14 protein-coding genes are annotated in these 14,383 nt (G+C 75.0%); 9 read left to right on the top strand and 5 right to left on the bottom strand.

What is annotated here, in order from left to right; translation table 11 throughout:
- Positions 1 to 291 precede the first annotated feature (291 nt).
- Positions 292 to 747, top strand: coding sequence for a cyclic nucleotide-binding domain-containing protein (locus ACIBAI_RS08525; RefSeq protein WP_344606737.1), 456 nt, complete (start codon positions 292 to 294; stop codon positions 745 to 747).
- 3 nt (positions 748 to 750) lie between these two features.
- On the opposite strand, the gene ACIBAI_RS08520 is transcribed toward ACIBAI_RS08525, so the two are convergent.
- A complete protein-coding gene (locus tag ACIBAI_RS08520; protein WP_399032140.1) occupies positions 751 to 2,094 on the bottom strand; it encodes an MFS transporter in 1,344 nt (447 codons plus the stop codon).
- A gap of 99 nt (positions 2,095 to 2,193) precedes the next feature.
- The gene (locus ACIBAI_RS08515; RefSeq protein WP_399032138.1) at positions 2,194 to 2,811 is read right to left on the bottom strand and encodes a LysE/ArgO family amino acid transporter; all 618 of its coding nucleotides are present in this window, start codon (positions 2,809 to 2,811) and stop codon (positions 2,194 to 2,196) included.
- A gap of 66 nt (positions 2,812 to 2,877) precedes the next feature.
- On the opposite strand from ACIBAI_RS08515, the gene ACIBAI_RS08510 reads away from it, so the two are divergent.
- Both ACIBAI_RS08510 and ACIBAI_RS08505 read left to right on the top strand, forming a co-directional pair.
- Entirely contained in the window at positions 2,878 to 3,819 is a 942-nt protein-coding gene (locus ACIBAI_RS08510) for a LysR family transcriptional regulator ArgP (protein ID WP_399032136.1), read from the top strand.
- A gap of 331 nt (positions 3,820 to 4,150) precedes the next feature.
- Positions 4,151 to 4,402 carry a WhiB family transcriptional regulator gene (locus tag ACIBAI_RS08505; protein WP_399032134.1) on the top strand — a complete coding sequence of 84 codons (252 nt, stop codon included), beginning with the start codon at positions 4,151 to 4,153 and terminating at the stop codon, positions 4,400 to 4,402.
- Positions 4,403 to 4,469: 67 nt separating this feature from the next.
- Here ACIBAI_RS08505 and ACIBAI_RS08500 read toward each other — a convergent pair whose 3' ends face one another.
- On the bottom strand, positions 4,470 to 4,919 hold the full coding sequence (locus ACIBAI_RS08500) for a DUF6098 family protein (protein WP_399032132.1): 450 nt from the start codon (positions 4,917 to 4,919) through the stop codon (positions 4,470 to 4,472).
- 185 nt (positions 4,920 to 5,104) lie between these two features.
- On the opposite strand from ACIBAI_RS08500, the gene ACIBAI_RS08495 reads away from it, so the two are divergent.
- Positions 5,105 to 5,455 carry a DUF488 domain-containing protein gene (locus ACIBAI_RS08495; RefSeq protein ID WP_399032131.1) on the top strand — a complete coding sequence of 117 codons (351 nt, stop codon included), beginning with the start codon at positions 5,105 to 5,107 and terminating at the stop codon, positions 5,453 to 5,455.
- A gap of 22 nt (positions 5,456 to 5,477) precedes the next feature.
- On the opposite strand, the gene ACIBAI_RS08490 is transcribed toward ACIBAI_RS08495, so the two are convergent.
- Positions 5,478 to 7,151 carry an FAD-binding dehydrogenase gene (locus tag ACIBAI_RS08490; protein WP_399032129.1) on the bottom strand — a complete coding sequence of 558 codons (1,674 nt, stop codon included), beginning with the start codon at positions 7,149 to 7,151 and terminating at the stop codon, positions 5,478 to 5,480.
- Positions 7,152 to 7,611: 460 nt separating this feature from the next.
- Here ACIBAI_RS08490 and ACIBAI_RS08485 point away from each other — a divergent pair, with 460 nt between their 5' ends.
- Positions 7,612 to 8,844: a DUF4032 domain-containing protein gene (locus ACIBAI_RS08485; protein WP_399032127.1), complete on the top strand. Its 1,233-nt coding sequence runs from the start codon at positions 7,612 to 7,614 to the stop codon at positions 8,842 to 8,844.
- A gap of 13 nt (positions 8,845 to 8,857) precedes the next feature.
- Here the strand turns inward: ACIBAI_RS08485 and ACIBAI_RS08480 are convergent, their stop codons facing one another.
- Entirely contained in the window at positions 8,858 to 9,730 is an 873-nt protein-coding gene (locus ACIBAI_RS08480; protein ID WP_399032125.1) for a universal stress protein, read from the bottom strand.
- Positions 9,731 to 9,976: 246 nt separating this feature from the next.
- Between ACIBAI_RS08480 and ACIBAI_RS08475 the strand changes: the two genes are divergently transcribed.
- From ACIBAI_RS08475 to ACIBAI_RS08460, 4 genes are all read left to right on the top strand, one after another.
- The gene (locus ACIBAI_RS08475) at positions 9,977 to 11,653 is read left to right on the top strand and encodes an FAD-dependent oxidoreductase (RefSeq protein ID WP_399032123.1); all 1,677 of its coding nucleotides are present in this window, start codon (positions 9,977 to 9,979) and stop codon (positions 11,651 to 11,653) included.
- Positions 11,650 to 13,104, top strand: coding sequence for an ATP-binding protein (locus ACIBAI_RS08470; RefSeq protein ID WP_399032121.1), 1,455 nt, complete (start codon positions 11,650 to 11,652; stop codon positions 13,102 to 13,104). The genes ACIBAI_RS08475 and ACIBAI_RS08470 overlap by 4 nt, the downstream gene beginning before the upstream one ends.
- Positions 13,101 to 13,454, top strand: a complete 354-nt coding sequence (locus tag ACIBAI_RS08465) for a UBP-type zinc finger domain-containing protein (protein WP_399032119.1) — start codon at positions 13,101 to 13,103, stop codon at positions 13,452 to 13,454. The genes ACIBAI_RS08470 and ACIBAI_RS08465 overlap by 4 nt, the downstream gene beginning before the upstream one ends.
- 150 nt (positions 13,455 to 13,604) lie before the next feature.
- Entirely contained in the window at positions 13,605 to 14,282 is a 678-nt protein-coding gene (locus ACIBAI_RS08460) for an AIM24 family protein (RefSeq protein ID WP_344606711.1), read from the top strand.
- Positions 14,283 to 14,383 lie beyond the last annotated feature (101 nt).

The following is a 14,383-nucleotide window of genomic DNA, read 5'->3' as shown; positions in this document are numbered from 1 at the left end:
TTAACCTGCTTTCCGGTTCGCGGAACTCCCCCGGGTGGTTTACCGTTCATCCACGTGGTGACGGGGTCGACCGATCCGGCCCCCGTACGCCCCCTTTGCCGCCCTGGCTGGTTTCCCCCGTCCAGCCAGGGCTTTCTCCTGTCCGGCGGTGTGCCGCGTGCACCCGGCCGCGCCACCGGTGCCCGGCCGGGTGCGGATGTGCCGTCCGCCGAGGTGCTCGCGGCGTCGGCAGCGGCTGAAATGGGCGTAGGGAAAGCACCCGGAAGCCAGTCGCCGGCGAGGAGCCGCGCCATGACCAAAGCGATCAAGCTGCTGACCGCCCTTCCGCCGCCGCAGCGCGCACGCCTGATGGAGCTCGCCCGGGAGGTCTCCTTCCCCGAGGACACCCGGATCTTCGAGACGGGAGGCACGGCCGACCGCTTCTGGGTCATCCGCTCCGGCGCGGTCTCCCTCGACCAGCGGGTGTCCTCGCTGCAGCGGATCACGGTCGCCGGCCTCGGCGCGGGCGATCTGCTCGGCTGGTCCTGGCTGTTCCCGCCGTACCGGTGGGACTTCGGCGCCGAGGCGTTCAGCCCGGTGCGTGCCTACGAGTTCGACGCGGCGGCGGTGCTCGCGCTGTGCGAGGAGGACCCGCGGCTGGGCCTGACACTGGTGCGCTCGGTCGCCGAGATCCTCGCGCACCGGCTGGAGACGACCCGGGGCCAGCTGCTGGAGCAGTACACGCTCCCCCGGCGGGGCGCGCTGTAGACGTCAGACGCGGTAGCGGCGCAGCGCCGGCACCGCGAGGGCCAGGACCAGCATCACGGCGACGACGAGCAGGCCGCCGCCCGCGGTGGCCGTCCGGGCGCCGAAGGCGGAGCCCGCGGTGCCGTGCAGCACGTCGGCCAGGCGCGGGCCGCCCGCGACGACGACCGTGAAGACGCCCTGCATACGGCCGCGCATCTCGTCGGTCGCGGCGGACAGCAGGATCGCCCCGCGGAAGACCATCGAGACCATGTCGGCGACCCCGGCGACGGCCAGGAACGCCACCGCGAGCCACAGGCTGCCGCTCAGCCCGAAGCCGGTGATGGCGGCGCCCCAGACGACGACCGCGCCGATGACCATCCAGCCGTGCCGGCGGGCCCGGGAGAACGTGCCGGAGAACAGGCCGCCGGCCACCGCTCCGAGGGGGATCGCCGCGAACAGCAGGCCGAGCGCGAGCCCCTCGCCGTACGACCCGTAGGTCTCCGCGGCGAGCTGCGGGAACAGGGCCCGGGGCATGCCGAGGACCATGGCGACGATGTCGGCGAGGAAGGACAGCAGCAGCACCGTGTGCCCGGCGATGTAGCGGAACCCGGCCACGATCTCGCGTATCCCGGCGCGGCGCGCCGCCGGGCCGGCCAGGGGCGGCAGGGCGGGCAGCCGGTGGACCGCCCAGACGGTGACGCACAGGGCGAGGGCGTCGATGAGGTACAGCTCGGGCAGGCCGACGACCGGGATGAGGGCGCCCGCGAGCAGCGGGCCGGCGACCTGGCCGGTCTGCATGACGGTGGAGCCGAGGGCGTTCGCGGCGGGCAGCTCGTCCTCGGGCACCAGCCGGGCGATGGAGGCGTTGCGGGCGGGCGCGTTCAGCCCCCAGAAGGCCTGCTGCAGCGCGAGCAGGACCATCAGCGCGGCCACCGACTCCAGCCCGGTCACGGCCTGCAGCCAGAACAGCAGCGAGGTGACGGCGATGCCGCTGTTGGTGATCAGCAGCAGCTTGCGGCGGTCCATGCTGTCGGCGACCGCCCCGCCCCACAGCGCGAACACGATCAGGGGCAGCAGGCCGGCGAGGCCGGCGGCGCCGACCCACGCGGAGGAGCCCGTGATGTCGTAGATCTGCTTGGGCACGGCGACGGCGGTCAGCTGGCTGCCGACGGCCGTGACGACGGTCGACGCCCACAGCCGCCGGTAGGCCGGGCGGCGCAGGGGGCGGGTGTCCATCGCCCACCGGCGCCATCCGCGGCGGGCCGGTCCGGGCTCGTCCGCACGCGTCGGCCCCGGTTCCGGGGCCGACGCGTGCGGTTCGGTGCTGCTCTCTCTGGCGTTCACGGGTTTCCTGGTTGGTCGGTACATCCTTCGGGCCGGGGTTCACTATCGCAGCACCGGCCGAGCGTCCCGGATCCGCGGGCGCCGTCACGCGGGAGCCGGCGGGCGGGGCCCGGCGGGCCCCGCTCAGCTCCCGGCGATGAGCGTGACGCCGAGGACGACCATGGTGGCGGCGACCAGGCCGTCCAGGACCCGCCAGGCCGCGGGCCTGGCCAGGAAACGGCCGAGGAAGCGGGCGCCGAAGCCGAGCGCGGCGAACCAGCACAGACTGGCGAGCGTGGCGCCCAGGCCGAACGTCCAGCGCAGCGGGCCGCGGTCGGCGGCGACGGAGCCCAGCAGGAACACGGTGTCGAGGTAGACGTGCGGGTTGAGCCACGTCAGCGCCAGGCAGGTGAGCACCGCCCGCCGGCGCGAGCCCACGGCCTCGCCGTCCGTCCGCAGGGCGCCGCCGTCCGGCCGCACCACCCGCCGGGCGGCGAGGGCTCCGTAGCCGAGCAGGAACGCGCCGCCGATCCAGCCGACCACCGTCAGCGCGTCCGGCCAGGCGACCACCACGGCGCCGACCCCGGCGACGCCGAGGGCGATGAGGACGGCGTCGGACAGGGCGCAGATGCCGACGACGGCGAGAACCGCGTCGCGGCGGATCCCCTGGCGCAGGACGAAGGCGTTCTGGGCGCCGATGGCGACGATGAGCGAGAGGCCGGTGCCGAACCCGGCGGCCGCGGCGGACAGGGCGCTGGTCATGCCCTCGACGCTAGGCGGCCGATCACCGTGCGTACAGCTAAAGATTCTTACGTATCCTCAGCGTTCGTGAAGAACAGGACGACGGGCCGGGCGAGCGGCCCCGCGGACGGGCCGGCGGACCTCCCCCTGGACCAGGTGCGGACCCTGCTGGCCGTGGTGGACGAGGGCACGTTCGACGCGGCCGCCGCCGCGCTGCATCTGACGCCGTCGGCGGTCAGCCAGCGGGTGAAGGCGCTGGAGCAGCGCACGGGCCGGGTGCTGCTGCTGCGCACCAAACCGGTGCGGGCGACGGAGTCGGGCGAGGTGCTGGTGCGGCTCGCCCGCCAGGTGGCGCAGCTGGAGCGGGACGCGTACGCCGAGCTGGGACTGACCGCGGCCGGGGAGGCGACCCGGGTGCCGGTGGCGGTGAACGCGGACTCGCTGGCGACCTGGTTCCTCGCCGCGCTCACCCGGGTGCCCGAGGAGCTGCGGCTCTTCTTCGAACTGCGCTGCGAGGACGAGGACCACACGGCGGCGCTGCTGCGGGGCGGCCTGGTGACGGCCGCGGTGACCTCGTCGTCCGATCCCGTGCCGGGCTGCTCCGTGCGGGCCCTCGGCCGGATGCGGTACCTGCCGGTGGCGAGCGGGGAGTTCGCCGCACGGCATCTGACCGGCGACCTGCGGGACGCGCTCGCTGTGGCGCCCGTGGTGACCTTCGACCGGCGGGACGACCTCCAGGACGGGTTCGTCCGCGGTCTCGGGAACGAGGCCGGCGCCTCGCGGACCGGGCGGCACTTCGTGCCGTCGTCGGAGGCGTTCGCCGAGGCCGTGGCCGCCGGCCTGGGATGGGGCCTGGTGCCCGAGGCGCAGGCCGGTCCCCTGCTGCGGGCCGGCCGGCTCGTGCACCTCGCCCCGGGGCGCGCGGTCGACGTACCGCTGTACTGGCAGCAGTGGCGGCTGGACTTCCCCGCGCTGGCGACGGTGACCGAGGCCGTGCTGACGGCTGCCGCCGGGGCGCTGCGGAGCTGAGGCCCTTCCGGCGGATCCCCGCGGCGCCTCCCCGCCCGGCGCACTCGCCCCGGGCGGGCCCCCGCCCCGCGCGCCGCGCCGGCCGGGGGCCCGAGCACGCTCCGCACCCGCGTGCGAGCAGCACGCGCGACACGGGGCTTCCGGCCGGCGCGCCGGGAGCACGCACCGGACGCCACGCCCCCGGCGGGCGGATCCCGCACGCCGGGACGCGCTGTCCCGGTCCGTCACGGAATCCTCGCATCACCGCTGTTTCACCCCGCACCGGCCGGTGACCCGGAGACGAGCAACGCATCGACGAGGGCACGAACGACTTCGATCGCAGGTGACTTTGATGGACAACTGGCGAAACCATGCCGCGTGCCGCCACGAGGATCCCGAACTCTTCTTCCCGATCGGCACCTCCGGCCCGGCCCTGTTGCAGACCGAGCAGGCGAAGGCGGTCTGCCGGCGCTGTCCCGTCCGGGAACCGTGCCTGCAGTGGGCGCTCGACACGGACCAGTCCATCGGTGTCTGGGGAGGGACGAGCGAGACCGAGCGCCGGGCGATCAAGCGGCGCGCGGCCGCGCGCAGGCGGGCCGGATGAGGCCCGCACGGCGGAGCCCCGGACCCCGCGAGGGGGTCCGGGGCTCCGCCGTGCGGACACCGGGGGCTCAGCGGCCGGTGCGGCGCAGCGGGCCCCAGGGGCGCTCCTGCCGTTCCACCTCGGTCCGCGCCTCCTCGATGACCCCGGAGTCGATCCAGCACAGCGGCCGGGCGTCGGCGACCAGCGGCTCGTTGTCGGGGCCGCGGCCCGTCTCCCGGCCGGACAGGACCCAGGGCCGTACGCCGGGGCCCTTCTCGTGCGGCAGATGCGCGTAGTCGTGCAGCCGACGGGCCACCCACACCTGCACGGGCCGGTCCCGCCACCAGTCCTCCACGTCGAGCGGGTTGGCGGACAGTCCCGGCATCGGCGCGCCCGTGAGGTCGTCGGTGCTGGACACGTCGGCGAGGTCGGTCCCGGGGCCGCGCGACCAGCGGACGTACAGCCCCCGGTGCTTCTCGACCAGGGCGGTGAGTTCCGCGAGTGTCCGCACGACCGGCAGGTCGTCCGATGCGCTCATGTCGTGGCCTCCCTCGTCGCCGTCAGGCGGACGGAGTACCCGCACGGACGGGGAGAGAACCGGACGCCGGGCTTCCCCTTCCGTCGCCTCCCCGGCCGTGACGCCGGTGGCGCGGGCTCCGCGGGCGGCGGCGCCGGCCCGGCGGTACGCTCGCGGCATCGTCCACCGCCCCGGGAGGCCCGGCCGTGAGCGTACGCGTCCGCCGTGTGTACGAACCGCCCGAACCGGACGACGGCGTGCGTGTCCTGGTGGACCGGCTGTGGCCGCGCGGCCTCGCCAAGGACGCGGCGCACGTCGACGAGTGGCCCAGGGCGCTCGCCCCGTCGACCGGACTGCGCCGCTGGTACCACGCGGGCGGGGGCTCGCACGAGGAGTTCCGCGCCCGGTACGAGGCGGAGCTCACCGCTCCCGAGACGGCCGGCCTTCTCGACCGCGTGCGGGAGTCGGCGGGCCGGGGTCCGGTGACGCTGCTGACCGCCGCCAAGGAGCCCGGGCGGAGCCACGCCGCGGTGCTGGCCCGCCTCCTCCAGCCGTGAGGGGACGGGCCGCTGCGCGCGCTCAGGCGGTCTGCCGGGCCGCCGCCCGCCCCGCCGCCCGGCCCGAGAAGAGGCAGCCGCCGAGGAAGGTGCCCTCCAGCGCGTTGTAGCCGTGGACACCGCCGCCGCCGAACCCGGCGACCTCCCCGGCCGCGTACAGGCCGTCGACGGGCCTGCCGTCGACGCCCAGGGCGCGGGAGTCCAGGTCGGTCTGGATGCCGCCGAGGGTCTTGCGGGTGAGGATGTGCAGCTTGACGCCGATCAGCGGCCCGGCGTCCGGGTCCAGGAGGCGGTGCGGGGCGGCGACGCGGCCGAGGCGGTCGCCGAGGTAGCGGCGGGCGTTGCGGATGCCCTGCACCTGGGCGTCCTTGCTGTACGCGTGGGCGATCTGCAGGTCGCGGGCCTCCACCTGGCGGCGGATCACGGCGGCGTCCAGCAGCGGCTCGTCCGTCAGCCGGTTCATCCTGTCGACGAGCCGTTCCAGGTCGGGGGCGGTCACGAAGTCCGCGCCCTTGCGCAGGAAGGCGTTCACGGGCCCCGGCGCCCCCTTGCCGAGCACCCGCTCGCGCAGGAACGCGGCCCGGTCCCCGGCGGTGATGTCGGGGTTCTGCTCGGAGCCGGACAGCGCGAACTCCTTCTCGACGATCTTCCGGGTGAGGACGAACCACGAGTGGTCGTACCCGGCGATGTCCTCGGTGGTGCGCAGGTGCCGCAGGGTGGCGAGGGTGTCGTAGCCGGGCAGGCAGGGCTCGGGCAGGCGGCGGCCGAGGGCGTCGAGCCACAGGGAGGACGGGCCGGGCAGGACGCGGATGCCGTGGCCGGGCCAGACCGGGTCCCAGTTGTGCAGGCCCTCGGTGTAGTGCCACATGCGGTCGCGGTTGACCAGCCGTACGCCCGCCTCGGCGCTGATGTCGAGCATCCGCCCGTCGACGTAGGCGGGCACGCCCGTCACCATCCGGGCCGGCGGCGTGCCGAGGCGTTCGGGCCAGTGGCGGCGCACCAGGTCGTGGTCGCCCCCGATGCCGCCGGTGGTGAGGACGACGGCCTGCGCGGTGAGTTCGAAGTCGCCGACGCGGTCGCGGCCGGAGGCGACGCCGCGCGGCGCGTGGTCCTCGGCGAGGACCGTGCCGCGCACGCCCCGTGCGGCCCCCCGCTCGACGACCAGCTCGTCGACCCGGTGCCGGTGGTGGAAGGCGAGCAGCCCGTCCCGGGCGGCCTGCCCGGCGTAGCGGGCGAACGGCTCCACCACCCCCGTGCCCGCCCCCCAGGCGATGTGGAAGCGGGGCACGGAGTTGCCGTGCCCGTGGGCGGTGAGGTCGCCGCGCTCGGCCCAGCCGACGGTCGGCAGCAGCTCGATGCCGTGGCCGCCCAGCCAGGACCGCTTCTCCCCCGCCGCGAACTCCACGTAGGCGCGCGCCCAGCGCACGGCCCAGGAGTCCTCGTCGTCGAGCCGGTCGAACTGCGCGCTGCCCTGCCAGTCGCTCCAGGCCAGGTCGAAGGAGTCCTTGACGCCCAGCCGCCGCTGCTCCGGGGTGCCCGCCAGGAACAGCCCGCCGAAGGACCAGAAGGCCTGGCCGCCGAGGTTGGCGGCGTTCTCCTGGTCGACGAGGGCGACCCGGCGGCCCCGGCTGGTCAGTTCGTGCGCCGCGACCAGGCCGGCGAGGCCCGCTCCGACGACGATGACGTCGGCGTCCATGACGACCGTTCCCTTCTCTCGTGCGGGGTGCCGCTGCCGTCGGCGAGCGGCGCGGTGCGCGACCCGCCCGGACCGGCCGCCGCGCGGGCCTCCTCCGCCGGCACGGGGCCGGCCCCCCCTGGCCGCGGGCGCCCTGCACGCGGCCCCCGGCAGGAGGCGGGCGGAGCCGGCGCCCGGCCGCACGTCCGGCCGTGCCCCGCGCCCCCCTGTGCCCCCTTCGTTCGCCAGGCGAATGTATCCGGTGCACCGGCGCATCCGAAGGCCCCGGGCACGACGGGTCCGCACGGGACCGGGAACCGGTGCCCGGACCGCGCGGGCACCGGCCCGGCGCCGGGCGCCCCGGGCTCCGGGGCGCGGCCTGCCGGAACCCGGGGGCGTGCCCCGCGCAGTGCCCTCCCCGGCCGGGGCGGGCGCCCTTTAAGGTGGTCCCGATCATCGGCGACCCGAGGACACCTGGCCCATGGCTCTGCAGATCAGCGCGACCAACCCGGAGCATCCGGCGCTCCTGCTCGAACTGCCGTGGCAGTCGCCCCTGGAGGAGTGGCCCGAGGAGTACCTGGTGCCGCTGCCGCGCGGCATCTCCCGGCACGTCGTGCGCTACGCCCGCGCCGGCACCGAGGTGATCGCCGTCAAGGAGCTCGCCGAGCGGCCCGCCCTGCGCGAGTACGAGCTGCTGCGCGACCTCGACCGGCTCGGCATCCCCGCGGTGGACCCGCTCGCCGTGGTCACCGGACGCACCGACGCGCACGGCGCGCCGCTGGAGAGCGTCCTGGTCACCCGGCACCTGCGCGGCTCGATGCCGTACCGCTCGATGTTCGAGACGACGATGCGTCCCGCGACCATGCACCGTCTGATGGACGCGCTGGCGGTGCTGCTGGTGCGCCTGCACCTGGCCGGGTTCGCGTGGGGCGACTGCTCGCTGTCCAACACGCTCTTCCGGCGCGACGCGGGCGCGTACGCCGCGTACCTGGTGGACGCCGAGACCGGCGAGCTGCACCCGCGGCTGAGCACCGGACAGCGCGAGTACGACCTCGACCTCGCCCGCGTCAACATCAGCGGCGAGTTGCTGGACCTGGAGGCGTCCGGGGCGCTGCACCCGTCGGTGGACCCGGTCGACTTCGGCAGGGAGATCTGCGCCCGCTACCGCGGCCTGTGGGAGGAGCTGACCCGCACCTCCGTCTACCCGGCGGGCAAGTACCACTACATAGAGCGCCGGATACGCCGCCTGAACGACCTCGGCTTCGACGTGGCCGAGATGCAGATCGAGCGCGCCTCCAACGGCGACACGGTCACCTTCGTGCCCAAGGTCGTCGACGCGGGCCACCACCAGCGCCAGCTGCTGCGCCTGACCGGGCTGGACACCGAGGAGAACCAGGCCAGGCGGCTGCTGAACGACCTGGAGAGCTGGATGGCCACCCAGGAGGACCACGCCCCCGGCGACCCCCGCGGCGCCCGCCCCGAGGTGCTCGCCCACCGCTGGGTGCGGGAGGTGTTCCGGCCGACCGTGCGCGCGGTGCCGCCCGAGCTGCGCGGCGACATGGACCCGGCCGAGCTGTACCACCAGGTGCTGGAGCACCGCTGGTACCTGTCCGAGCGGGCCCAGCACGACATCGGGCTGGACACGGCGATCGAGGACTACGTCGCGAACATCCTGCCCGGGGTCCGCCGGACGCCTCGGCCCCCGGCGGAGTGAGCCGCCGCGCCCCTCACTTCGGGGGGATCACCGCCACCGGGCACCTCGCGTGGTGCAGCACGCCGTGCGCGACCGAGCCGATGCGCGCGCCGACGGCCGTACGGCGGGCACGGCGGCCGACGACCATCAGCTGGGCCCGGCCGGCCACCGACAGCAGCACCTGCCCCGCGCTGCCGATCTCCACGTGTTCGACCACCGGGACGTCCGGGAAGCGCTCCCGCCACGGCCGCAGCGCCTCCGCCAGCGCCTTCTTCTCGTAGGGCTCCAGGCCCCCGGCCTCGTCGAGGAGCCTGAGGGAGCCCGGGCTGTAGGCGAACACCGGCGGCAGGGTCCAGGCCCGCACGGCCCGCACGGTGGCGCCCCGGGCCGCGGCCGTCTCGAACGCGAACCGCAGCGCGCCGGCGCTGTCCTCCGGCCCGCCGTGCTGGCCGACGACGATCTCCCGGCCGGCGGCCTCGGCGGCGGGCTCGTCCCCGGCGCGCACCAGGACGACGGGCCGCGCCGCCTCGGCGATCACCTGCTGGCCGACGGAGCCGAGCAGGAAGCCGACGACCGCCCCGTGGCCGCGGGAACCGAGGACCAGCATCTCGGAGCCGGCCGCCGCGTCGACCAGCGTGCCGACGGTGTCGCCCTCCGGCGTCCCGGTGGACACCTCCAGCCCGGGATGGAGGCCGGTGACGGTGCGGGCGGCCTCGGTGACGGCGTCGTGCACCCAGCGCGCCTGGGTGTCCCGGTCGCCCGCGTCGACGCCCTCCTGCGGCTCGTACCGCCACGCCTGCACCACGCGCAGCGCGAGCCCGCGGCGGACCGCCTCCCGCGCCGCCCAGGCCAGCCCGGCCAGGCTCTCCTGCGAACCGTCCACCCCTGCCGTGATCGGGCGCGTCATGCGGGTGCCTCCTAGTGTCGCGGCCATGTCCGTCGAGGTCAGTCTTCACCACTCCCCTTCCCCGGCCGCGGGCGCGGGGCGCGCCGGCGGCCCCGCGGGCGACGGGCGCCGCGCGCCGGGCCGGGCACGGCGGTTCACCCGGACGGACGAGCGCACCGGGGTGATCCACCCTACGATGGGCGGAGGTCGGTGCGGTGACGACGAACGACGCCGTGCCGTGGATCCGACCGCCCGAGTGGGGGACGCATGGCACAGGCCGACGAGGCGGCGCGCACCGTCATCATGACCGTCGACGACGACCCCGGGGTCTCCCGGGCGGTCGCCCGGGACCTCAGACGGCGCTATGGCGCGTCGTACCGGATCGTGCGCGCGGAGTCCGGCGAGTCGGCGCTCCAGGCGCTGCGCGAGCTGAAGCTGCGCGGCGACCTCGTGGCCGTGATCCTGGCCGACTACCGGATGCCGCGGATGAACGGCATCGAGTTCCTCGAGCAGGCCCTGGACGTGTACCCGGGTGCGCGGCGGGTGCTGCTGACGGCGTACGCGGACACCAACGCGGCGATCGACGCGATCAACGTGGTCGACCTGGACCACTACCTGCTCAAGCCCTGGGACCCGCCGGAGGAGAAGCTCTACCCCGTCCTGGACGACCTGCTGCAGGCGTGGCGGAGCAGTGACCACCGGCCGGTCCCCAGCACCAAGGTCGTCGGGCACCGCTGGTCGGCGCGCTCGTCGGAGGTACGGGAGTTCCTGGCCCGCAACCAGGTGCCGTACCGCTGGTACTCCTCCGACGAGCCCGAGGGGCGGCGGCTGCTGGCCGCGGCGGGCGCGGACGGGCGGCGGCTGCCGCTGGTGATCGCCCCGGACGGCACGCCGCTGGTCGAGCCGGAGGCGCCCGAGCTGGCCGCCCGCGTGGGACTGGCGACCACACCGGCGGCCGACTTCTACGACCTGGTGGTGGTCGGCGGCGGCCCGGCCGGGCTCGGCGCGGCCGTGTACGGGGCCTCCGAGGGGCTGCGCACGGTGCTCGTGGAGCGGTCGGCGACCGGCGGGCAGGCCGGACAGAGCTCCCGGATCGAGAACTACCTCGGCTTCCCCGACGGCGTCTCGGGCGCGCAGCTGACCGACCGGGCCCGGCGGCAGGCGGCGAAGTTCGGCGCCGAGATCCTCACCGCGCGCGAGGTGACCGGCCTGGAGGTCAGCGGCGCCGCGCGGACCGTGCGGTTCTCCGACGGCTCCGCGGTCTCCGCGCACAGCGTGATCCTCGCGACCGGCGTGTCCTACCGGCAGCTCGACGCGCCGGGCGCGGACGGGCTGACCGGCTGCGGGGTGTTCTACGGCTCGGCGCTGACGGAGGCGCCCGCCTGCCAGGACCACAACGTGTACATCGTCGGCGGCGCCAACTCCGCCGGGCAGGCGGCGATGCACCTCGCGCGGGGCGCGAAGTCGGTCACGCTGCTGGTGCGCGGGCCGTCCCTCACGGCGTCGATGTCGCACTACCTGATCCAGCAGGTCGAGGAGGCCCCCAACATCTCGGTGCGCTGCGGCACGGTCGTCGAGGCCGCGCACGGCGACGGCCACCTGGAGCAGCTGACGCTGCGCGACACCCAAAGCGGGCACACCGAACGCGTCGACGCGCAGTGGCTGTTCGTGTTCATCGGCGCGGCCCCGCGCACCGACTGGCTGGACGGCACGGTGCTGCGCGACCGGGGCGGCTTCATCCTCGCCGGCCCCGACCTCACCCCCGACGGGCGGCCGCCGGCGGGCTGGGAGCTGGACCGGCCGCCGTACCACCTGGAGACCAGCGTGCCGGGCGTGTTCGTGGCGGGCGACGCGCGCGCCGAGTCCGCCAAGCGGGTCGCGTCCGCCGTCGGAGAGGGAGCCATGGCCGTGATGCTCGTCCACCGGTATCTGGAGCAGTCGTGAGCGGCCGGCCGATGCCGTGCAGCCCGGCGGAGATCGGATCGCTGTTCCTGTTCGAGAAGCTGACGCCCGAACAGCGGGACCGGCTGTGCCGCGAGGGCCGGGTGGAGCGGTTCGACCCCGGTCCGGTGTACGCCGAGGGCGAGCCCGCCACCTGCTTCTACGTGATGCTCGACGGCACGGTCGTGCTGTCCCGCCGGGTCGGCGGGGACGACGTGGAGGTGAGCCGGACCTCCCAGCGCGGGGTGTACGCCGGCGCCATGCAGGCCTACCTCGGGGACCGGGTGCCGCAGGTCTACACCAACTCCCTGCGCGTGACGGAGCCGACGCGGTTCTTCGTGCTGCCCGCGGACACCTTCGCGGACATCATGCAGGAATGGTTCCCCATGGCGGTCCACCTGCTGGAGGGGCTGTTCTTCGGGTCCAAGAACACCCAGCGGGCCATCGGGCAGCGCGAACGGCTCCTCGCGCTCGGCTCGCTGTCCGCCGGTCTCACGCACGAGCTGAACAACCCCGCGGCGGCGGCCGTGCGGGCCACGGCGACGCTGCGGGAGCGGGTCGGGAAGATGCGGCACAAGCTGCGCGTGATCTCGTCGGGCCCCTACTCGCGGGAGGCGCTGGCGAACCTGATCGAGATCCAGGAACGCACCGCCGAGCGCGTCGCGAAGGCGCCCTCGCTCAGTCCGCTGGAGGCGGCGGACCGGGAGGACGCCCTCGCCGACTGGCTCGACGACCACGGCGTCGCGGAGGGCTGGAGCCTCGCCCCGACGTTCGTGCAGGCGGGACTGGACACCGACTGGCTGGACCAGGTCGCCGCGGCCGTGGACGAGGAGATCCTGCCCGGGGCGATCGGGTGGCTCAACTACACGGTCGAGACCGAGCTGCTGATGGACGAGATCGAGGACTCCACCGCCCGCATCTCCCACCTCGTCGACGCGGCCAAGCAGTACGCGCAGCTCGACCGCGCCCCCTACCGGGTGGCCGACGTCCACGAACTCCTCGACAGCACCCTGCTGATGCTGTCGGGCAAGATCGGCCCGCGGATCAAGGTCGTCAAGGAGTACGACCCCGCGGTGCCGCGGATCCCGGCGTACCCGGCGGAGCTCAACCAGGTGTGGACCAACCTGATCGACAACGCGGTCGCCGCCATCGACGGCGCGGGCGGGGAGGGCACGCTGACCGTGCGCACGGCCCTCCACCACGACCGGCTGCTGGTGGAGTTCCGCGACACGGGTGCCGGCGTCCCGCCGGAGATCCGGGGGCGCATCTTCGACCCGTTCTTCACCACCAAGCCGGTGGGCGAGGGCACCGGCCTCGGTCTGGACATCTCCTGGCGGATCGTGGTGAACAAGCACCACGGCGGCATCCAGGTCGAGTCCGAGCCGGGCGACACCCGCTTCCAGGTCTTCCTTCCGCTGACCGCGGACCCCGACGTCTTCGAGGAGCCGGCATGAGCAACGACACCGTGATCGATCCGAGCGTGCCGCCGAGCGGCGCCGGGTGCGTCGAGTGCGCCGAGGCGGGCGGATGGTGGTTCCACCTGCGCAGGTGCGCGCTGTGCGGGCACGTGGGGTGCTGCGACAGCTCGCCCTCGCAGCACGCCACCGCCCACTACCGGGCCACCGGCCATCCCCTGGTGCGCAGTTTCGAGCCGGGCGAGGAGTGGTTCTGGAACTACGACACCGACGAGCTGTACGAGTCGGGGCCCGAACTGGCGCCCCCGGCCGCCCATCCCGCGGACCAGCCGGTCCCGGGACCGGCGGGGCGGGTGCCGGCGGACTGGACCCGGGCGCTGCACCGTTGAGCGCCCCGCCCGGCCCCCGGCGGCGGCCGGGCGGGCACGCACCGGGCCGGGCGCGGCTCCTCGGCGGCTGACCGCGCCGCGCTCCGCCCGGCCGCGCGCCGCCCGCACGCGATCTTGGCGGAACACGCCTCTCCGGGTGAGGATGCCCGCATGAAGGGTGACCTCTTTTCCAGCCAGCACGTCGTGCAGCCGGCCCAGGCGCCGGGCATGACGGTCGAGAACGCCAAGTGCATCCGGTACGCCGTCGACGGCGAGATGCTCGCCCGGCAGGGCGCGATGGTCGCCTACCGCGGCAATCTCCAGTTCGAGCGCAAGGGCCAGGGCGTGGGCGGCATGCTCAAGCGCGCGGTCACCGGTGAGGGGCTGCCGCTGATGGCGGTGCGCGGGCAGGGCGAGGCCTGGTTCGCGCACGAGGCGCAGAACGTCTTCGTCGTCGAGGTCGACCCGGGTGACGAGTTCACCGTCAACGGCCGCAACGTCCTGTGCTTCGACGCCACGCTGTCGTACCGCATCGCCACCGTGAAGGGCGCCGGGATCACCGGCGGCGGCCTGTTCAACAGCGTCTTCAGCGGGCACGGCCGGCTGGGTCTGGTGTGCGACGGCAGTCCGCTGGTCATCCCGGTCTCCCCGCAGTACCCGGTGTACGTCGACACGGACGCGGTCGTCGGCTGGACCGCGCACCTGCAGACCTCGCTGCACCGCTCCCAGTCGCTCGGCTCGATGCTGCGCGGCGGCTCCGGGGAGGCCGTGCAGCTGATGCTCCAGGGCGAGGGGTACGTCGTCGTGCGGCCGAGCGAGGTGACGCCGCAGAAGGGGCAGCAGCACTGACGTCCCGTCATGTGATCCGCGTCGCACAGGCGGCCCGGCCCACTCCCCCGACCCCTTGACCAGCGGCAGTCGACGCCCTGGCCACGGCCGGGCCGTCCACC

The organism is Streptomyces sp. NPDC051041, assembly GCF_044456065.1.
Taxonomy (GTDB): domain Bacteria; phylum Actinomycetota; class Actinomycetes; order Streptomycetales; family Streptomycetaceae; genus Streptomyces; species Streptomyces glaucus.
The sequence above is the reverse complement of the archived record's forward strand: the minus strand, read 5'-3'. Positions and strand labels throughout refer to the sequence as shown.